The following is a 19,593-nucleotide window of genomic DNA, read 5'->3' as shown; positions in this document are numbered from 1 at the left end:
CTCCACACACGGTCCGGTTCCAATGCTACACGTTCGTTTTTCGTCCCTTCGGCGCGGGGCGCATTTTGAGAGGGCACACCCAATGAAGAAAGACGTGACAGGAGTGCTGTCGTGCGCGTCGTCACCTCGAAAGTTGTTCTTTTCTCTGTGTTGCGGTAGTAGATGCCTTCTGTATCGCTGTTCAGGCACAATGCGTCATAGTGTCCCGCCGGTACCCGGATTTTGCCGCCTTTATGACCTGCGAACTCGTAACGCAGCGCCTTGCCGCCATCCTGCGGAAACAGATAGAGCGACATGGATTTGGGAGACGCGTCGGGGGCTTTCGCCCAGTCGAAGACAACCTGTAGCTGCGTTGTGTGCGGATGGTCGTGGCATAGTTCTTTGTGCTCACATCCCACCATCAGCAGGGATGTTGTGATATAAAGCATATGGGTGGAAAAACAATGTGTTTTTTTCATTGTTTACCTCCTTTCCCGTTGTAACCGTCGCGTCCGACAAACCACACTAACGATATTTCCGCTTTCGTAGGACCCCACCAACGGCGCTGCTTGGTGCTCTGCCACACGTTGCACCCATCAAGGGGCAGGTATTCATGATATTGACCAGTCATGTAACCTACACCTAACGTGAAATCGATGTTAAGTTTTCGGTTGACAGGCAGTGAATAACCGTATTCCAACCCTACAGTATAATTAGCTTTATCTAACAGTGTACCACCCGGTGTCCCGGCCATATAGCCACGACCGCCAGTTTCGAAATCATAAGTCAATATTTGGCTGTAGATGCCAAGGTGATGCCCAGTGAGTGGATTTTTGGTTGCACGATGGTCCATATATTTACGGATATCCAGTTCACCTCCATACACGCGCCAATAGTTATGGCGTGTGTCATTCTTCCACCATGCGTACATCCAATTGCCGCCAACGGACCATCCCCGCCTGATATGAAATTCCACACCAAGGTTGGGAATAAGAAACGCATCATAGAGCATATTAGTTTTCAGAACCATACAGAATGGCTTGCGTGGCGCTGACTCTGGAGTCACAGATGTATTCTCTAAGTTCAAAGGTAGAGTTTCGGCTTTAGGAGCAGGATGTTTGATGCCGGCCGATGGTAACTCTAATTTCGGTAAGCGCTCGAATTCGCAGTATATGTTTACACCGGCACTTCTTAATTCAGGAAAGAAGTGCTCATACATATATCTATATGGCTGCCCGTTGTGTAATGCTTTCAACTGCAGTTTTCGCTCGTCTTCGATTTTGTTGTTCCATACTACCTGTTCCGGTGTAGTGTGTAAAACATCAAGGACTTCATCTTTATAAGGCATATCCGATGCTGCGACCAGCTTCTTCAATCTTTCCCAGTTTATACCGTGAGAACTAACCTTTACAAGTGAATCAGGGAACGATGTATGATTGCGTAAGTAATCCATAATCCGGATAGCCCGCTTATCCGAAAGGCGTCTATTAAGACTACTACTTCCTTCCGGTGAAGCACCGACATCTATATGGATGTATCGCAGACGAATAGTCCGGTCTGCCTGTAGCGCACGGAACTGTGCAGCAAACATCTCTAAACGTGTACCATTATTTCGATATGCAGATTCCAAAATTGAATAACCTTGCCGGAAATAAACGCGTACACTGATCGTATCTTTGTTTAACGTACTTTCTGCCATGACCGTGCCAGTAAAAAGTATCGACACAATCAGCAGTAGAATTCTGTATTCCATTTATAAATTAACCCCAATTATAGAATTTCCCCTTTGGTTTGCTCGCTTGTCAAACCTATATATTTTTCATTTTACAATTTCCTTCCCTAAAGAAAAATTGCGGTGCAAAATTAAAAAATAATAAGTAATTCATCCAATCTTATATTAGTTAAAAAAAAACTAACTTGTATTTTGGGGATGTGTTGGTTATTTTAATTCTGTGTAATAAAAATTATAGCTATAATTATGGGTTTGCAATGTTAAATGGTTGAATAAAACTATTATTTGTCAGAATTGCATTAATGAAATAGTTTAAATAAAATGATATTTATATCCCCAAAATGAAGTATTCTCTCTTTTTCTATTTATACAAATATTTATGTTTAATCGGAAGTTGTTTTGAGGTGAAATAAATAAAATACCGCTGCTTGAATTTGAATTCAAAACAGCGGTATTGTTTATATTTATATTCTATTATTAGAACTTGAAGAAGTTCTTTGCGTTATTGTAGCTGATGTCTTCAATCATCTGATTAACGCGTTCCATTTCAGACACTGGGATTTCTCCATTCTCTACATCACGTCCTACAAGATTGCATAATGTACGACGGAAATATTCATGGCGAGGATAGGAGAGGAATGAGCGGGAGTCTGTCAACATACCTACAAAGCGGCTTAAAAGACCAAGTACGGACAAGGCGTTCATTTGTTTTTCCATACCGTCCTTTTGGTCCAGGAACCACCATCCGGAACCAAATTGGATTTTTCCTGCTACGGAACCATCTTGGAAGTTGCCTAACATAGTAGCGATAACTTCGTTTGCACATGGATTCAGATTGTAGAGGATTGTTTTAGTCAATTTGCCATTCGTGTTCAGACGGTCGAGGAATTTAGCCATTGCTTTGGCAGTTGTAAATTCACCGATAGAGTCGAAGCCAGTGTCAGGGCCTAACAGTTTAAACATCCTGGTGTTGTTGTTACGGATGGCTCCATAATGGAACTGTTGCGTCCATCCTTTTTCCCAATCCATCTCTCCGAAAATCACAAGCATAGCTGATTTGAACTTCAGAATTTCTTCTTTTGTCAGTTCTGCACCACCATATACCTTATTAAATATAGCTTTGATTTCTGCGTCTGTATAGTCTTCTGCGTAGAATTCTTCGATACCATGGTCAGACAAGCGGCATCCTTGTTCTGCGAAGAAGTCATGGCGTTTGCGTAAAGCGGTAATCATATCATCAAAGTTGGAGATAGTAATACCGCTTACTTCTGCTAGTTTTTCTACGTAAGCACGGAAATCGGCAGGAACTTCTACCGCCATAGCCTTATCCGGACGCCAGGTCGGCAACATCTTTACTTCAAATCCGCTTTCACGGGTTTTGATGTGGTATTCCAGTGAATCGATAGGGTCATCCGTAGTGCATACTGCTTCTACATGGTAACGACGCATCATTCCGCGAGCTGAATATTCAGGTTGAGCCAACTTCTCATTGCATTCATCGTAAATCTCACGTGCTGTTTGCGGATTCAATATCTTATTGATGCCGAATGCTGTCTTTAATTCAAGATGAGTCCAGTGGTATAGCGGGTTACGGAATGTATAAGGAACTGTTTCAGCCCATTTTTCGAATTTCTCCCAGTCTGTAGTGTCTTTACCTGTACAGAAGCGTTCGTCTACACCATTTGTACGCATTGCACGCCATTTATAGTGGTCGCCACCTAACCAGATTTCAGTCAGTGATTTAAACTTGTAGTCGTCAGCTACCATTTGTGGGATTAAATGACAGTGATAGTCGATGATCGGCATTTTAGCCGCATGCTCGTGATACAACTTTTGTGCGGTTTCTGTCTGCAACAAAAAGTTTTCGTCCATGAAGTTCTTCATTATTACTGTGTTTTAAGTATATAAAATTATTACTTTCTGTATTTATACCTATATAGTATTGATTTTAAAGCTAATAGGTGTAAATCTCGTTTTAGTTTTATTAACCGTTATCGAACACAAAAATAGAAAATTTACTTGGAGTAACAAAATAATTCGTATATTTGCAGCGATTATTTATAATATTTAAGTTTTAGCACTATGGAGGACCAGAACTATACCATTAAAGACATAGCCCGCATGGCCGGTGTTTCCGCCGGAACGGTTGACAGGGTATTGCACAATCGCGGTGACGTATCTCCCAAGAGCAAAGCAAAAGTGCAAAAGGTACTGGATGAGATTCATTATCAGCCTAATGTATTTGCTATCGGACTGGCTGCTAAAAAGAAATACTCTTTCATTTGTCTGATTCCTTATTATATAGAACATGATTACTGGCATTCGGTAGTGGGTGGTATTGAACGTGCCCGACAAGAGTTGCGTCCATTCAATGTGAGCGTGGATTATCTGTGCTATCATCATGGTGACGAGCAAAGTTATCAGGAAGCCTGCCGTACTATTAAGGATAACAATGTGGATGCCGTTTTGATTGCTCCGAATTTCCGGGAAGAAACGCTGTCATTGACAGCTTATCTGCAAGAGAATAAGATAGCGTATGCCTTTGTCGATTTCAATATGGAAGAGGTGGATGCATTGACATATATCGGGCAGGATTCTTACAAAAGTGGATATATTGCGGCCAAAATATTGATGCGTAATTATTCGGTAGGAGAAGGGCAGGAACTGGTTCTGTTTCTAAGTAATAGTAAGGATAATCCTGCTGAAATACAGATGCAGCGCCGTTTGAAAGGCTTTATGAGTTATATAACTGAAGAATACAATAATCTGACGATTCATGAAGTAGTGCTCAATAAATCCAATCAGGAAAATAATCAGCAGATTTTGGATGATTTTTTTCAAGCGCATCCGAAAGCTGTACTCGGTGTTGTCTTTAATTCCAGGGTTTATCAATTAGGTGAGTATCTCCGTCACACAGGACGTGGTATGAAAGGATTGATTGGATATGACCTTCTGAAAGCAAATGTAGACCTTCTGAAATCGGGTGATGTACATTATCTGATTGGTCAGCGTCCCGGATTACAAGGATACTGTGGAGTAAAGGCATTGTGTGACCACGTGGTATTTAAAAAGACTGTCGATTCTGTGAAATATATGCCTATTGACATATTGATTAAAGAGAATATTGATTTTTATTTTGAATTTGTATAATATCAACTTTATAAATTACAACTAACATGAAAGCATTAAACAAAGAAACTGCTCCTAAAGTACAACGTCCGGAGCGTATTATTCAATTTGGCGAAGGTAACTTTTTACGCGCTTTTGTAGATTGGATTATTTATAACATGAATCAAAAAACTGATTTTAACAGCAGTGTTGTAGTGGTTCAACCTATTGATAAAGGCATGGTCGATATGTTGAATGCGCAGGATGACCTTTACCATGTTAATCTTCAAGGATTGGATAAAGGAGAGGCTGTTAACAGCTTGACAATGATTGATGTAATCAGTCGTGCGTTAAACCCGTATACTCAGAATGATGAGTTCATGAAGTTGGCAGAACAACCGGAAATGCGTTTCGTTATTTCGAATACTACAGAAGCCGGAATCGCTTTTGATCCGACTTGCAAGCTTGATGATGCTCCTGCTTCATCGTATCCGGGTAAATTGACTCAATTGCTGTATCATCGTTTTAAAACATTCAACGGTGATAAAACGAAAGGTTTGATTATTTTCCCTTGTGAACTAATTTTCCTGAACGGCCACAAACTGAAAGAAACGATTTATCAGTATATTGAATTGTGGAACTTGGGTAATGAATTCAAAACTTGGTTTGAAGAAGCTTGTGGCGTATATGCGACATTGGTAGACCGTATCGTTCCGGGATTCCCACGCAAGGATATTGCTGCTATCAAAGAAAAATTGCAATATGATGATAACTTGGTTGTTCAGGCTGAAATTTTCCATCTGTGGGTAATTGAAGCTCCGCAGGAAGTTGCCAAAGAATTCCCGGCTGATAAGGCAGGTCTGAATGTGTTGTTCGTTCCGTCGGAAGCTCCTTACCATGAACGTAAAGTGACTCTGTTGAATGGCCCTCACACAGTTCTTTCTCCGGTTGCTTTTCTGTCCGGAGTGAATATCGTTCGTGATGCTTGTCAGCACGAAGTAATCGGTAAATATATCCATAAAGTGATGTTTGACGAACTGATGGAAACATTGAATTTGCCGAAAGATGAATTAGAGAAATTTGCTAACGACGTATTGGAACGTTTCAATAACCCGTTTGTAGACCATGCAGTAACAAGCATTATGCTGAACTCATTCCCGAAATTTGAAACTCGTGATCTTCCGGGGTTGAAAACTTACTTGGAACGCAAAGGTGAACTTCCTAAGGGATTAGTACTCGGTTTGGCTGCTATCATTACTTATTATAAAGGTGGCGTACGTGCCGACGGTGCTGAAATTGTACCGAATGATGCTCCTGAAATCATGAACTTGCTGAAAGAGCTTTGGGCTACTGGCTGCACAAAGAAGGTTGCAGAAGGTGTCTTAGGTGCTGAATTTATTTGGGGTGAAGACCTGAATAAGATTCCGGGACTGACAGAAGCTGTGAAAGCGGATTTGGATTCAATTCAGGAAAAAGGAATGCTTGAAACAGTGAAGGGCATTTTGTAATAGACAGGCGAACGGACGAAAGTCGATAAATATAAAGGGTGTTTTGATAGGAAAGACGACTATCGAAACACCCTTTTTGTTTATTTATTTGGAAGTGTTGGTTAATGATTCTTAAAAGTGAAAATATTCTTCTTCTGTATTTTTTATTTTTCTCAACCTTAATTTTCTTACTTTCCGCGTTTTTTAAAGCTTCAAATCCTTAGTAGGCCGTTTATTTTTTATATGTCGCCTATTTTCTTTCTGATTTTATTTTTAATATATTGATTTATAACTATATAATTCATTTGATTGACTTGAATTTGCATTTTGTATGTCTTATTTCATATTTGTAAATAAACAAAGAATGAAATTGCCTTTTTCCAAAATTTTCCTATTAGGAAATCTCGAATAAGACTTATACCTTTGTTGTGAAGTCAGTAGAGTGACTTCTGTATATTGTATCACTTTTTAATCTATAGCAAATATGGCAATAAGATATAAAAAGAAAAAAATCACCTTGTGTTTTGACAAGGACAATAAGGTGGAAAAGTATGTTGCGGCAAATGTACTAGTGGGAAGCATCAACTATAACAAGTTATGCGACGAGGTAAATCAGCGGACGGGTATCCATCGGGCTATGGTGGACGTAGTGCTGAAAGGCGTACAGGATACCATGGTATCTTTCATAGAGGAAGGGTTTTCTGTGAAGTTGGGAGAGTTTGGTTCATTCCGTCCGGCTATCAATGCGGAAAGCCAAAATAGTGTAGAAGACGTGAATGCTAATACTATTGTTAGAAGAAAGATAGTCTTCACTCCGGGAAATTCGTTCAAAGAGATGCTTGGTTCAGTAAGCATAGAACTGTTCGGAGATAATGTGGCGGATACGAATGGTGGCAACAGCGGTGAGCCTGACGCAGGTGGTGGTTCCGGTGGAGATTCTGGAGAAACCCCGGATCCTGATCCGGCGGCTTAGTTTTTACTAAAAATGCTTTTGATAGGGAAGGTTCTTTCGGGAACTTTCCCTATTTTTTGACATTTCGGGTAGGTATGGTTTAAATCGTCGTTGGGCAACGGCGAATTCGTGGTTGCCCAACGACGATTTCACCGTTGCCCAACGGCGAATTTACTATTAAGTGCAGAGTTATGGTAAGAATTGCATACGAAAAAATGTAACTTCTACTGGATTTATATTTTGTTTTCATATCTCTTTTTGTTTCCTATCTATAGAAAAAAGCAAGAGAAATTTTGATTTCTCCTATATCAATCTCTTCAAAGAATGTATTTTATGAGGAATGTTTTTGTCTTTGCAGTGTTATAGCAGCGTAAGTTGCTCTACATTAATATTATTGATGAAAGTGTTTAGTTTTTACCTTATATAGGAAGTCTGGCAAATCTTAAATGCTTTAGGGATCAATAGTATCCATCGCTTTATAATGAGAAAAGAATATTTTCGCAATTCATTAATCTTTCGTCGTCAGGATGTAACTTTGCAGATTGTTCAAATGCATATTATCCTCAAGATACATTGAATATAATTAATCTTCAATATTGTTTTTCATCTTATTTTATCCCAAATTTGTGGTCTCAATACCCCAAGAGTGTTGTTTATGCGAAATATTTTCTATCTTTGTAGCGTTGCAGCAATAGTGTTTGCATATGCAACATTACATATTAATAGATGAAAGTGTTTAGCTTTTATCCTTGTTAGGAAATCTGGAAAATTTAGTTATATCTCAAAAGTCCACACTGTAATATTTTGTAAACCAATGATTTATATTCCGACATGTTTTTATTAAGGAACAAATTAGGAACAGAAACACAAATTATCGCATTTTCCTGTTTTTTTGTTTGCACTACCTTTCTTTCTCTTCACTTGTTCGTACTTTGAGCATTTTTCCAAACCTTTTTGCTCGATTTTCATTCTTTCGCGAAGAGTTATTGTTTCTGTATTCATTAGCGAAAAATCGCAGCCAAAAGAAAAAAGGAGCTAATCTTTTTTTCAAGGAACATTGTTTTTTGCAAAGGTAGCTATTTCCCTCGAAACACATATACAGGCAGCCCAATATATCTGCCTATATTTAGTTTACTTTAGTTTAGCATATATATAGGCTAATAGACTAAACTAAACCTTTCCCAAACGACCTCCCCATACTTTTATATTTGCAGTCAAAAGAGAAGATAGTCACACCGATATTTTCTCTTTTCGCTGCAATCCCCTTTTATTCCATAGTCCCATTTACAGATTACCCATTGCAGGTGTACTCCCACATTCTTGCATATCGACTTTCAGGCTGCCTGATGAGAATTGTGTCGCAAAGGTACTTGTCATGGCTTTCTTGTATTCAAGGTCACAGCCTGACGGTTCCCGACAAAATCTCCACGCTCCGCTTTGCAGAGGTCGTATTTGGTCGTGAAACCCTGCATAAAGAGCCATAACACCTTTTGAGGCGACATAATTTTCAATCAAGCCCGAAAGTAGCTGAAATGCTAAAAGAGGGAAAATAAAAAACTTAAAACTTAGGATTATGGCAAACTATGCAACAAACATTTTCTACGCAAGGACGGAAAACAAAGCAGACCTCGACAAGATAGAGGCATTCTTGGATGACACTTTCGACGGCTTTGTCAATAGACACAGCGATAGTGTGGATGCGGAGTTTACCTCTCGTTGGGTTTATCCGGAAGAAGAAATCGACAGACTGATAGCTTCGTTGGAAGCCAAAGACAAAACTTATATCAAAATTCTGTCCTACGAATTTACAGACGAATACGTGAGCTTCAGAATCTTCTCACAGGGGAAATGGGATATCAAGTTGTAACCGTAAAATGACATGACTTATGTACGAATACGAAGAAAATAGCGAAATTATAGGTGCGCACTGCACCTTGCTTACCCCCTATAAAGGCTACTCTGAGGGAACAGTTGTCGGCGACTTCGGCAATAAAATAGTGGTGCGTCTTAGTAGTGGCAAAGAGGTGGTCGAGTATCGTGATGAAGTGATTATTTACGATTAAATACAAGAGCGATGCAGCAGATAGCAATGAAATTCGTCCAATGGGACGTACCCGAATTAGAGAAGCTGAAAGACAGCAGGGTTTACCAGTTACGGGAACAACTTGATAACGGAGACAAGTTGAGCCGTGAAGACAAGAACTGGATTACCCGAAACGTGAAAGAGTGCATCCATTTCAAAAGAGGTATCGCATTGATGGGCTACTTCTTTGATTTCTCCGATGTTCTCAAACGATATTTCGTAAAACAGCACGGACATATCGCCGAGTATTACGCCATTGACAAAACAGCGTTGCGCTCTGTCCTGTATGGTCGAATAGAAGACATAGTAGAAGTAGAATTAAAATCAAAGAAACATGAAAGCAACGATTGAGCATAGCTTTTGTCCTTATTGTGACGAGGTAACAGAACTCTACTTCCGTATCATCAACACGATTCTTTTCTCAACCGATGAAGCGGAACTGCGTACCGGCATGGAACGCCTACAAGAAAAAACACGCCTTGATGATTATTTCGTCTTCGGCTATGGCAAGCATCACCTATGGGTTTGCCAAAGACGTCCCAGTAATCAAAAAAAGATTTTCGAGCATCGGGTAATCATGGCAGAATTTTGATGATACAGGCAGGCAGGAACGGGATAATCTTCCATTCCTGCCACGCCGCATTCCCTTTTTTACATCTATCTCTCTCTTTTGGCTGCGCCATATCCTTTTGTAAAAAACAGCCATTCGTGAAAAGCTCCGTCCGCTTTTCCGAAAAGCAGGGTTCTTTCCTTTTTCCCTTTTGTCCCCTTTTCTTTCTGCCGGACGGGAACATGGCAGTACCCCGATATCCCGTTCCGCCTTTTGTCGCCACTTCGTTGATATTCCCTTCTGCGGTACCGCAACCTGTTGTCAGTTCAGTGTTCTGTTTGTAGCCACCTCAATTCAGTCCGACCGAATTACACGAAAATACCTGCCGATTCTGCGGACTTACAGCCGAAACGCGCACCATTGTGCCGGTGGACGGATTGCACTTTCACTTCCCCTGCAACTACGGTTTTCCGCTCATTTTCAGAATAGTTTTCCGCCGAAGTCATCATCATTTTCCGATGCAAAGATAGTATGCAGACGGGAACGACTTTGGAAGTCTTGACCAATGGCGCAGCCGTACAATCTTCCTTTATCGAGCCTTCCGGTTTTGCCTACGGACAAAAATAAAGAGTATTGATGCGTCCGGCCTTGGTGCATCCCCTTAACTGCACCTACTTTTTGAGGCAGCGTAAAATTGATTTAATAACTTCTAAAAACAATTCATTATGAAAAAGATTGAAAACAATTTCGTAGTAACCGGTTTCGTAGGAAAGGATGCAGAAATCCGTCAGTTCACCAACGCAAGTGTAGCACGTTTCCCTCTGGCAGTAAGCCGATTGGAGAATAATGGCGAGGAATCCAAACGCGTTTCCGCCTTTATGAATTTTGAGGCGTGGCGTAAAAACGAGAACACCGGGTCGTTCGACCAACTGACCAAGGGTACGATGCTGACCGTCGAGGGGTATTTCAAGCCCGAAGAATGGAGCGACCAAAGCGGTGTGAAACACAACCGTATCGTGATGGTCGCCGTCAAGTTCTATCCGCCCGTCGAGAAGGAGGAAACTCCTGAAAAGCCGGCCAAACCAGCGAAAAAAGGCAAGAAATAATCCTTGCCTTATCACGACAAAAGCGGCCTTCGGGTCGCTTTTGTTTTACTCATTACGGTGTTGTTGCACCATCTGTACTTTTATACTCTACTTGTTCTCTTTTACCGCATTCAGAAATGCTTTGGCAGGTTTGAATGCAGGGATATTGTGAGCGGGAATTTTAATTGTCGTATTCTTCGAAATGTTCCGGGCCGTCTTTTCAGCTCTCCGTTTGATGATAAAGCTACCGAACCCGCGCAAGAACACCTCGTTTCCCGCAACCATCGACTCTTTTACATTTTCCATGAATGATTCTATCACAGTCATCACCACCGTTTTCTCTATTCCGCTCTGCCGTGAGATCTGAGCGACAATTTCCGCTTTTGTCATATTGTTCTTGATTTTTATGAATACGGTGCAAAATTAACAAATATCTGCCAGTTACAACAATCCGGAGTTATTTGTCATCCCGAAAACTGCTTTTGCTGAATCCTCCGAACACGCCCCTCAAAAGCCTGCCCACTACCAAGAACACCAGCAATAAAATTATAATATCTCCCATAGGTCTTGTTTTTATATAGTTATATCCAACTTAAAGATACGAAAAAACGATGAATTACGCAAGCAATCTATTGATTTTCAATATCCATATTGATTTATAAGTTCTATTTCCGGATGCCCGGCACTCGTCCCGGTGTTCGGTTAAGCTGAACCTTGTATTTATTGAGAATGCTGTACACGGTGCTTTTACTTTGGACACCGCTTTCTTTCCAAATATCACGGATTGAATACCCATTGTTATACATATCCACGATTTTTTTGTCCCGTTCAGTTTTACTCATACTTTTTTTGGAAATCGGAATACTGATACTCTGCTGCAGGCGTATAATTTTATCCGACGACTTCCGCAAAACAGCCACTTCCTCCGGTAATGCCCCGAACATGGCCAATACTTCCGCCGGTGTCGTGTCCGGAAACAATTTGTTGTCGGTGTCAATTTTATCGTGAATGGAGATAATACGCACGACCTTGATGCGGCATAGCTCAATCAATGCCGATAGTTCCCGTAAACCACGAACGGCATTGCTGAATTTTGACATCACCAATTCGTCTCCTCTTTCAAGATTCGACATCAGTTGTTTCCATCTCGGCCTAAGCGTCTCGTGTCCGACCGATTCTTCAACCACCTGTACACACCCATATTGGCGCATCCATTCCTTATCCGCATCAAACGCATCGTAGGAATTAGCCTCGAATATATAACCGACTTTTGCCATATCAATATACAATATTCATGATAACAAGTGCAAATATACAAGTTTTATTCGAGTATATGAATCATACTATATTAAAAAACGAAAATCGTACATTTCCACGTGTTTTATCTTCACTTGTTTTCATTGGTAATCATACTATTAAGTACGATATTAAAAAATGCACAAAATACGGTTTTTCGGATGCGAAGTATCAAAAATAATATATAGTTTTGCACTAAATAGTACGAAATGATATAGTATGAAAACATTAAAATCGAACTTAAAACAGCCGATAATCTTTGCCAAAATAATTGCCGTTTCGATTGCCATATTCCTATGCGCGTCATGCGACAACGGCAATGGCAAACGATTGGCGAAAGCCAAGAATGACCCTGCCGGAACATACAGGGAATACCTGTCCGACATACGCAGGCAGAAAAAACTCTCCATTAAAGAATTGGCCGGACACCTCAAGCAATGGCAAACATTGAGGGATTCCGTATTCCTGCATCTCGAATGTGATACGCTTGGCCGGCTTCATTCCACTGTAAGAGAAGAGTGTGAACAGATACATGATTCCATCCGCATGGAATTTTCACGGATGGTGCTGTCTCAAACACGCACTTATAAGGATATACTGTGGGTAAAAGAACAAATCTCACCGCATCTTGAAGACAAAGAGTTGCATCGTGCGGCTGAAACAATCCGACCGTTCTTTGCCTCATTGGATAACCGGCCCGTCAGTCAGAGAAACCGACAACACATTCTTGCCACTTATCGAACTACCCTTGCTGAAACGATTGATTACGGTATTCATTGTATGGCAGACCTGACGACCTTTATCGAAAAGGAGGATGCCGTGTACCGGGCATTCCTTTCACGTCTGCCTGATTTCGACGGCGAGAATCTTTCCGACATCACTCATGACACGGAACGATGCTGTGCACAGATATTCCTTGCCGCCGAACGGAACGACATCACCTATCGCAATGCCATGATTTATCTGGCCATGCGCACCAACCGCAGGCTGATTCAGAATATCCGAACCTGTATCGACGACATCTGCAATAAAAAAGTCAAGACACCGGCACAGGCACAAGCCTACATCTGGATGCTTCTCCAGCCTTATTCGTCGTTGGACGGTTTCTGCCTGGCGTTGCTTTCAGCCGAAGAAAGAGAGCAACTCGATATGCTTGCCTCGCAGACACCCGACGCTTTCAGGGAGTTGGGCAGGATGCTGCACCCCGGAGACAACCGCTTGGACGAGCTGCCCGGAATGCTGATGGAGGCATTCATACACACGCTGTAAAATATAACAACAGAAAAAGATATGAATATGTTACGACATTTTTATAATGACTTCATGGCATTCGTCCCCCTGCAACTTCCGCAGTTGCTCGATGTGACGACGATGGAAGAACCGCAGTTCTACGGCGACTATGTGCTGCTTACGTTTCCGTTGCGCACCCCTTACGAACTGGACGAAGTAATGGATATGTTCGAGGACGACATGGAGTTGATCACGCTCTACCACCATATTCCGATGCGGACGGAAAAATTCGGTCACAGCACTTGTGCATACTCGAATCCCGCTTTCGGACAGATGTTCAAGATGAACGCCAAGACGGATACGGAGGGCAATGTAAACAGCATCCTTGTCACCATCTATGATTCTTTGGAGCAGATGTACGGGGACTTATGCCTCGACTTGGAACTACACTCCAAAAGCGGGTTCCTGAAATACAAGAAAGACAAGTCCGACGTGCTGATGAATTTTATATGAGAAACACCTTATACCGACAGATGGTCTATTGCATCAATGCCTACCGGACGTGGATAGAGGTTGCCGATGACAATCTCTACAAGGAGCATATCATCTCAAGAACCGACCGCACCGACTACCTCGTTTCCCGTACATTGGTACTGCGTGCCTTCAAGACGAACGGCATACACGCCGAGGGTACGACATGGACTATTCCCGAACACGAACTGGACAAGGCTTTGGCCATCTACCGAAAGCAAGACATTACATTCAAGCAGCGCATCAAGAAAGCGGCCATGTACTTTTCGCCCAAGGATGCCGAAACCCTTATCCGGCTGGCAACATACGGCATTATCCAATTGGAACTCATTGTGTGTCCCGCTCCCATACCCGAAAAGCCCTATTACTTATGTTACTGAATATCCTGCTACTCATTTTCTGCGTGATACCTTTCGGGGTATCCATGTCATTGTACAAGAACAACAAGCGGTTCATGGCAACCTTTTACATGGCAATGGCACGAAGCGGCAACGCCCGTAAACTATATGTGCAAGTATGGCTGATATGCCTGCTTCTTTTCCATTATGTATATGCCTGTGGACACATGGGCGAGTTTGGAATCCTACTCTCTACCGGTGTCTGTGCCGCGATGTTCTCGTTCCGACGGACGGACAACTGGTTACGCAGGTTGCTTGACCGCCCCCGTGCATTTGTCACACTCGCGTCGGTCGCACTGGTCATCGGCTTTGTGCCGCATCTGTACACCTTGGCAATAACCATTGCCTATCTTCTTCTGGCAGCCCTGTTCTATCCCTCCGTTCGGGTCATGTCCGAATGCAAGGATACGGGCACACTTTCCGGATGGGCAAAGCATCCCGGAATGTTGTCAGAATCCTATCACGACAATCATCACGCAAATCTGCCGCATGAAGCGGACAGCGGCAACACTGATATATCCGCACAATATGAATCATTAAAACCGAATGAAAATGAAAAATAACCAAAAGATACCTGTTTCCATATTGGCAGACAGGGAGGTATTCGACTACCTCAAGGAAAAGGGGGACGATCGCAAGACACGCACCGAAGCGTACTGTGACCTGTTGGACAAATCACTGGCAGGTTTCGTTTCTCCGTTTTTAAGAAAGAAGGACTACGTGCTGCAACCCAACCAGTGCCACCTGACCGTTTCCGACCTCGCATCGGAGTGGCATTGGCACAGGGCTACCGTCCGTTCTTTTTTGAGTGCAATGGAGGCATTCGGCTTGCTGACCCGTATCCAGCTTCCCAAAAGCGTGGTCATTACCATGACCGTACAATCCGGTCAGGCAGCACAGCCCCGCAATGCACAGGAGCAGCCGGATTTTGCCGGACAGCTCCGTGAGGTATTGTCCGATTGGGTAATCGGCAAAACGACCGCTGCCGAAACTGGCGTAATATGTGGACAACTCGTAAGTCTGGCAAAGACTGAAATTGCCGACCGTGACACCGGACTCTGTTCGGACACCCATTCCAACACGACCTCCGCACATTCCGGCACTTTGGTCACGGAACATCGTGAAACAGCCTTGTGCTGCATCGCCCACGCCGCCCTGCAAAAAATCCTGCACAAGTCGAGATTCGATGACAGTTCGCCGCTTGTGGATTTCTTCCGGTTTGACCTCGGTGAAGAATGGGCTGCTTTCATCGAGTCCGCCAAAGACCTCGCCGGGCTGATTCTCGACACCGAGGCATCAGTGACGGACTTCGACATGGACGAAGACCAAGAACGCCTCAAATCGCTTCGCAAACCTTTTTTATCGCTTCTGGCAAAGGCACAGGCGATGGTGGATTGAACCGGGAGTCGAAAACAGATTGTATAACGCGAACAATCCACCTCCATCCCTTAACGGTTATCCTGCCGGTTATAGGAGGCACACGGGCTTGCCCGTCTGCCACGAAACAAAGGGAAGGGGGAGCCTAATACCCCGACCGTCTATCGACCGTCGGGAGGCTGTCCGGGCAAGCAGCAAGCTGGGACAGGACGGATTGTCCAAACAACACGAAAAGAGTATGGCAGATCAAAAACAGGTACTTGATATTCGGGTGTCGAAAGGTATTACCACCGCGCAAAGCAACGAACATTTGCGCAATCGCAGTGAAAAGGCGGAAAAGTATGCTATGGATAAGGGGAATTACGATCCCACACGCAAACACCTGAACTTCGAGATTGCGCCCGGAGGCAAGGTGCGCCCCATTGATACAAGCCGCAGCATTCCCGAACGGATGGCGGACATATTGGAGAGGCGTGGAATCAAAGACCCCAACGAAGGACTGGCAGAACCGAAGTACCGCACGGTGGTGAACTTCATTTTCGGCGGCTCCCGTGAACGGATGCACGAACTCGCATTCGGCACGCAGAAAGTGGATTTCGAGAAAGATGCGGACAATACCCATATCAAAAGGGAAAGCGATATCGAACGATGGGCGAAGGATGTTTATTCATTTGTGAGTGGCAAATATGGTGAACAGAACATCGCCGCATTCATCGTACACCTTGACGAATTGAACCCGCACGTCCACTGTACGCTCCTGCCAATCAAAGACGGTCGCTTTGCGTACAAGGAAATATTTGCCGGTAAGGACAAGTTTGAATACAGCGCAAGGATGAAACAGCTTCATACCGACTTTTTCGCCGAAGTCAATACAAGGTGGGGAATGTCGAGGGGAACAAGCATATCCGAAACAGGAGCACGGCACAGGACGACCGAAGAATACCGCCGTATGTTGTCGGAAGAATGTACGACCATCGAGGAAAATATCAGCCGTCATCAAAAAGTTTTGGCTGACCTCCAATCGGACATCCGTCTGGCAGAGCGCAGGGTCAAGGGGCTTACGACAATGGTCGATAACCTTGAGAAGTCGAAAGCCGAAAAAGAGGTCCTACTATCGGCAGCCGAACAGGATTTGAAAGCGAACAAGGGCGATGCGGAACAATTAGCCGCACAAGTGAAAAGTCTGGAAAAAGAACTGGCCGGAATCAACAGGCAACTGGCAGATAAGCAGGAGAAGTTACAGACGGCTGACCGGCAGCTTGCCGAGCTGAAAGAGAACATGGATGCTATTGAGGAACGTACCGGGGAACTCAAGGAGGAAGCCTACAAATACTCCCATGATGTATATTCCAAAGTAGACACGTTGCTCAAGGATGTCCTGCTGGAAAATGTGGTCGGCGAGTATAGGAACGTATCGGCACAAATGGACGTGGCGGAACGGCAACTGTTCGACGGCTCGCTCGTCCAGTCCATAGCGGAACAAGGTACGGACGTGATGCACTGCGCGACGATGCTGTTTCTCGGTATGGTCGATGATGCCACCACTTTTGCCGAAACGCGTGGCGGCGGAGGTGGCGGCAGCGACCTGAAATGGGGGCGCGACGAGGACGAGGACAACCGTGCATGGGCACTCCGCTGCATGAGGATGGCGAGCCGCATGATGCGTCCGGCCATTGGCAAGAAACCTAAACGGTAAGTGGCATCGCCTTACTACAAATCAAAAAGTATAACGAATAATATCATTGGAATATGACGAAACAAATCTTTTTTATATTGGTCGTGCTTTGCACGTTGCAGGCACAGGCAAGTGTACAACCCGTACAGGTGGATACTGTACAACATACACCGTACTATAATGTCTCGGAGGAACTGCAACCGATACAGCCCGTCTATCTTGACGGAGTGGTACTTCCGGCATCCTTGACTGGCAACTGGTTTGTCAGTATTGCCGGGGGTACGTCCGCCTTTCTCGGCACACCTCTCGGCTGCGAAGACCTCTTCGGACGCTTGAAACCCTCGTACAGTTTCGCAGTCGGAAAATGGTTCACTCCGTCCGTCGGCGCACGTATCAATTACAGCGGTGTGCAGTTCAAAGATGGAACATTGTCCAATCAGGACTACCACCATATCCATGCGGATCTGCTGTGGAATGTCCTTGGCCGCAGATATGCCCGGCAAGAACAGGTACGCTGGAATCTTGCTCCCTTTGCAGGTGTCGGCCTGTTGCACAACGCCTCTAACGGGAATAACCCTTTTGCTGTTTCGTATGGCGTACAGGGAGAATATCGGATTTCCCAACGGGTAAGTGCCATATTGGAACTCTCCGGCACGACCACCTTTCAGGACTTCGATGGTTACGGACGCCCGAACCGCCTCGGCGACCACATGCTATCGTTGACCGCCGGATTCACGTTCCATTTCGGAAAGGTCGGTTGGAAACGTGCAGTGGATGCTACGCCTTACATTCGTCAGAATGAGTGGCTCGTGGATTATGCCGATGTCTTGTCCGGAGAAAACAAGCGTTATAAAGACTGGCACGACCACAACCGACGGGCGCTCGCAGAATTGAAGAAAATTCTGGAAATAGAAGGTTTGCTTGACAAGTATGGCCATCTCGTTGATGACGATGAGACCGACAGCCGCCAAGGTTATCCCATGAATAATTATAGTGGGCTGAACTCACTCCGGGCAAGATTAAGAAACCGGCACTGGGATGGAATCTCGCCGCTTGATTCGGCAAATATTGGATATGGCAACAACGGAGATGATGCTGAAAAGCCGGGTATAATCGTCTCTGAAAGGACGGAACTCATACAAGCCGGAAATTGCATCGGGTCGCCTGTCTATTTCTTTTTTAACCTCAATACGGCGCACCTGACGGATGCTTCCCAAATGCTTAACCTTGATGAACTGGCTCGCGTGGCCAAGAAATACGGATTATCCTTGAGAGTAACCGGCGCAGCCGACAGTTCGACTGGAACTCCCGTGCTTAATGGTTCATTAAGTGCATCAAGAACTGATTATATTGTTACGGAATTGGAGAAGCGTGGCATACCGATCGAACGCATCGTCAAGACAAGCAGGGGCGGCATAGCCGACCATGTGCCGGTCGAAGCCAACAGGCATACGAAAGTGGAGTTATTTTTTTAGTTTTTACATTAACTTTCATCAAGTCCCTCAATCTATAATCCGGATTGCAGGGACTTTTTTGTGAATGGCTGTCATGACGTTATCAATGAGAGTAATAAGATTATATTCCTGAATCCTGATTACGCTTCGCTGATAATATTTTCTGTCGAGTTATGAAATAATCCGCTTACAATCACAAGATATTCCGGTAGAATACCATTCTTTCCCCAAAGCAGTTCTATCCCGAAAAGTTCCGAGAGTGTTCGTGTCATATCGAACCCGAATGCTTCAAGCGAGGGACGTACTTTGTCCGGATGCAGGCAAGGACGGTTGCATTTGCGGGCGCATTCGGAATCGGGACAGTATAGGCATTTTCCTACATAGGCGAATGCCCGACCTCCGAATCTGAGTTCCAGTTTCAACAGTTCTTTTTCTACCCTGATTCGTTCAGGCCTGATTAACTCTTGTGATTTGTCTATCGGGATGCCTTTTTCGATAGGAACAATTTTGGTAGCTATAAGATAGGCATACTTGTATTGGCGCAGAAATTCTCCGGTATCGAAATCGAACGGCGGACATGAGGTTGTGTCAAAACGCTGACACAGCCTTTTTTTATGCGCAAAGCCCAGACTTTCTCAAGCCCGGGCTTTGTTATT

21 protein-coding genes and 1 pseudogene are annotated in these 19,593 nt (G+C 43.9%); 15 read left to right on the top strand and 7 right to left on the bottom strand.

All coding sequences use genetic code 11. From position 1 onward, the window contains the following. The 3 genes from AB5443_RS23620 to uxaC all read right to left on the bottom strand — a co-directional run. On the bottom strand, positions 1–458 hold a 458-nt coding region (locus AB5443_RS23620), incomplete at its 3' end, for a DUF5119 domain-containing protein (RefSeq protein WP_368119645.1). Beyond that, on the bottom strand, positions 455–1,570 hold the full coding sequence (locus tag AB5443_RS23615) for a DUF3575 domain-containing protein (protein WP_283140081.1): 1,116 nt from the start codon (positions 1,568–1,570) through the stop codon (positions 455–457). The genes AB5443_RS23620 and AB5443_RS23615, both read right to left, overlap by 4 nt. A gap of 618 nt (positions 1,571–2,188) precedes the next feature. After that, on the bottom strand, positions 2,189–3,595 hold the full coding sequence (gene uxaC / locus AB5443_RS23610; RefSeq protein ID WP_283140080.1) for a glucuronate isomerase: 1,407 nt from the start codon (positions 3,593–3,595) through the stop codon (positions 2,189–2,191). Between the two features lie 198 nt (positions 3,596–3,793). Here uxaC and AB5443_RS23605 point away from each other — a divergent pair, with 198 nt between their 5' ends. From AB5443_RS23605 to AB5443_RS23595, 3 genes are all read left to right on the top strand, one after another. After that, positions 3,794–4,861, top strand: coding sequence for a substrate-binding domain-containing protein (locus AB5443_RS23605; RefSeq protein ID WP_283140079.1), 1,068 nt, complete (start codon positions 3,794–3,796; stop codon positions 4,859–4,861). Positions 4,862–4,887: 26 nt separating this feature from the next. Further along, complete coding sequence (locus AB5443_RS23600; protein WP_283140078.1) at positions 4,888–6,327, top strand: tagaturonate reductase; 1,440 nt, start codon at positions 4,888–4,890, stop codon at positions 6,325–6,327. A 463-nt stretch (positions 6,328–6,790) separates the two neighbouring features. Then, positions 6,791–7,279, top strand: a complete 489-nt coding sequence (locus AB5443_RS23595; protein WP_283140077.1) for an HU family DNA-binding protein — start codon at positions 6,791–6,793, stop codon at positions 7,277–7,279. Between the two features lie 1,263 nt (positions 7,280–8,542). On the opposite strand, the gene AB5443_RS23590 is transcribed toward AB5443_RS23595, so the two are convergent. Next, positions 8,543–8,740 (bottom strand): hypothetical protein, encoded by a 198-nt coding sequence (locus AB5443_RS23590; RefSeq protein WP_157443250.1) that lies wholly within the window; start codon positions 8,738–8,740, stop codon positions 8,543–8,545. Positions 8,741–8,831: 91 nt separating this feature from the next. Here AB5443_RS23590 and AB5443_RS23585 point away from each other — a divergent pair, with 91 nt between their 5' ends. The 5 genes from AB5443_RS23585 to AB5443_RS23565 all read left to right on the top strand — a co-directional run bounded on the left by AB5443_RS23585 (position 8,832) and on the right by AB5443_RS23565 (position 10,997). Beyond that, complete coding sequence (locus AB5443_RS23585; protein WP_005680037.1) at positions 8,832–9,125, top strand: hypothetical protein; 294 nt, start codon at positions 8,832–8,834, stop codon at positions 9,123–9,125. 19 nt (positions 9,126–9,144) lie between these two features. Then, a complete protein-coding gene (locus AB5443_RS23580; protein ID WP_005680036.1) occupies positions 9,145–9,321 on the top strand; it encodes a hypothetical protein in 177 nt (58 codons plus the stop codon). A gap of 11 nt (positions 9,322–9,332) precedes the next feature. Next, entirely contained in the window at positions 9,333–9,692 is a 360-nt protein-coding gene (locus tag AB5443_RS23575) for a hypothetical protein (RefSeq protein WP_005680034.1), read from the top strand. Continuing rightward, positions 9,676–9,933: a hypothetical protein gene (locus AB5443_RS23570; RefSeq protein WP_005680032.1), complete on the top strand. Its 258-nt coding sequence runs from the start codon at positions 9,676–9,678 to the stop codon at positions 9,931–9,933. The genes AB5443_RS23575 and AB5443_RS23570 overlap by 17 nt, the downstream gene beginning before the upstream one ends. 683 nt (positions 9,934–10,616) lie before the next feature. After that, positions 10,617–10,997 carry a single-stranded DNA-binding protein gene (locus tag AB5443_RS23565; RefSeq protein ID WP_005680031.1) on the top strand — a complete coding sequence of 127 codons (381 nt, stop codon included), beginning with the start codon at positions 10,617–10,619 and terminating at the stop codon, positions 10,995–10,997. 87 nt (positions 10,998–11,084) lie between these two features. On the opposite strand, the gene AB5443_RS23560 is transcribed toward AB5443_RS23565, so the two are convergent. Together AB5443_RS23560 and AB5443_RS23555 are read right to left on the bottom strand one after the other, a co-directional pair. Further along, entirely contained in the window at positions 11,085–11,378 is a 294-nt protein-coding gene (locus tag AB5443_RS23560) for an HU family DNA-binding protein (protein ID WP_255204174.1), read from the bottom strand. 263 nt (positions 11,379–11,641) lie between these two features. Further along, positions 11,642–12,253, bottom strand: coding sequence for a recombinase family protein (locus AB5443_RS23555; protein ID WP_005680028.1), 612 nt, complete (start codon positions 12,251–12,253; stop codon positions 11,642–11,644). A 238-nt stretch (positions 12,254–12,491) separates the two neighbouring features. Here AB5443_RS23555 and AB5443_RS23550 point away from each other — a divergent pair, with 238 nt between their 5' ends. The 7 genes from AB5443_RS23550 to AB5443_RS23520 all read left to right on the top strand — a co-directional run bounded on the left by AB5443_RS23550 (position 12,492) and on the right by AB5443_RS23520 (position 18,958). After that, positions 12,492–13,541, top strand: coding sequence for a hypothetical protein (locus AB5443_RS23550; RefSeq protein ID WP_005680026.1), 1,050 nt, complete (start codon positions 12,492–12,494; stop codon positions 13,539–13,541). 27 nt (positions 13,542–13,568) lie between these two features. Next, positions 13,569–14,015, top strand: a complete 447-nt coding sequence (locus AB5443_RS23545; protein ID WP_005680025.1) for a hypothetical protein — start codon at positions 13,569–13,571, stop codon at positions 14,013–14,015. Beyond that, the gene (locus AB5443_RS23540; protein WP_032951914.1) at positions 14,012–14,413 is read left to right on the top strand and encodes a hypothetical protein; all 402 of its coding nucleotides are present in this window, start codon (positions 14,012–14,014) and stop codon (positions 14,411–14,413) included. Before AB5443_RS23545 ends, AB5443_RS23540 begins: the two co-directional genes overlap by 4 nt. After that, positions 14,404–14,994: a hypothetical protein gene (locus AB5443_RS23535; protein WP_008782448.1), complete on the top strand. Its 591-nt coding sequence runs from the start codon at positions 14,404–14,406 to the stop codon at positions 14,992–14,994. Before AB5443_RS23540 ends, AB5443_RS23535 begins: the two co-directional genes overlap by 10 nt. Continuing rightward, positions 14,984–15,829 carry a hypothetical protein gene (locus tag AB5443_RS23530; protein WP_008782449.1) on the top strand — a complete coding sequence of 282 codons (846 nt, stop codon included), beginning with the start codon at positions 14,984–14,986 and terminating at the stop codon, positions 15,827–15,829. The genes AB5443_RS23535 and AB5443_RS23530 overlap by 11 nt, the downstream gene beginning before the upstream one ends. A 217-nt stretch (positions 15,830–16,046) precedes the next feature. Beyond that, complete coding sequence (mobV, locus tag AB5443_RS23525; protein ID WP_008782450.1) at positions 16,047–17,504, top strand: MobV family relaxase; 1,458 nt, start codon at positions 16,047–16,049, stop codon at positions 17,502–17,504. A 53-nt stretch (positions 17,505–17,557) separates the two neighbouring features. Then, on the top strand, positions 17,558–18,958 hold the full coding sequence (locus tag AB5443_RS23520; protein ID WP_008782451.1) for an OmpA family protein: 1,401 nt from the start codon (positions 17,558–17,560) through the stop codon (positions 18,956–18,958). A 100-nt stretch (positions 18,959–19,058) separates the two neighbouring features. Here the strand turns inward: AB5443_RS23520 and AB5443_RS23515 are convergent. Beyond that, positions 19,059–19,515: pseudogene (locus tag AB5443_RS23515) on the bottom strand (DUF2284 domain-containing protein); the annotation flags it as partial. Positions 19,516–19,593 lie beyond the last annotated feature (78 nt).

Source organism: Bacteroides sp. RTP21281st1_H5_RTP21281_210402, assembly GCF_040918965.1.
Taxonomy (GTDB): Bacteria; Bacteroidota; Bacteroidia; order Bacteroidales; family Bacteroidaceae; genus Bacteroides; species Bacteroides congonensis.
Note: the sequence above shows the minus strand (reverse complement) of the source record. Positions and strands in the feature narration are given on the sequence as shown.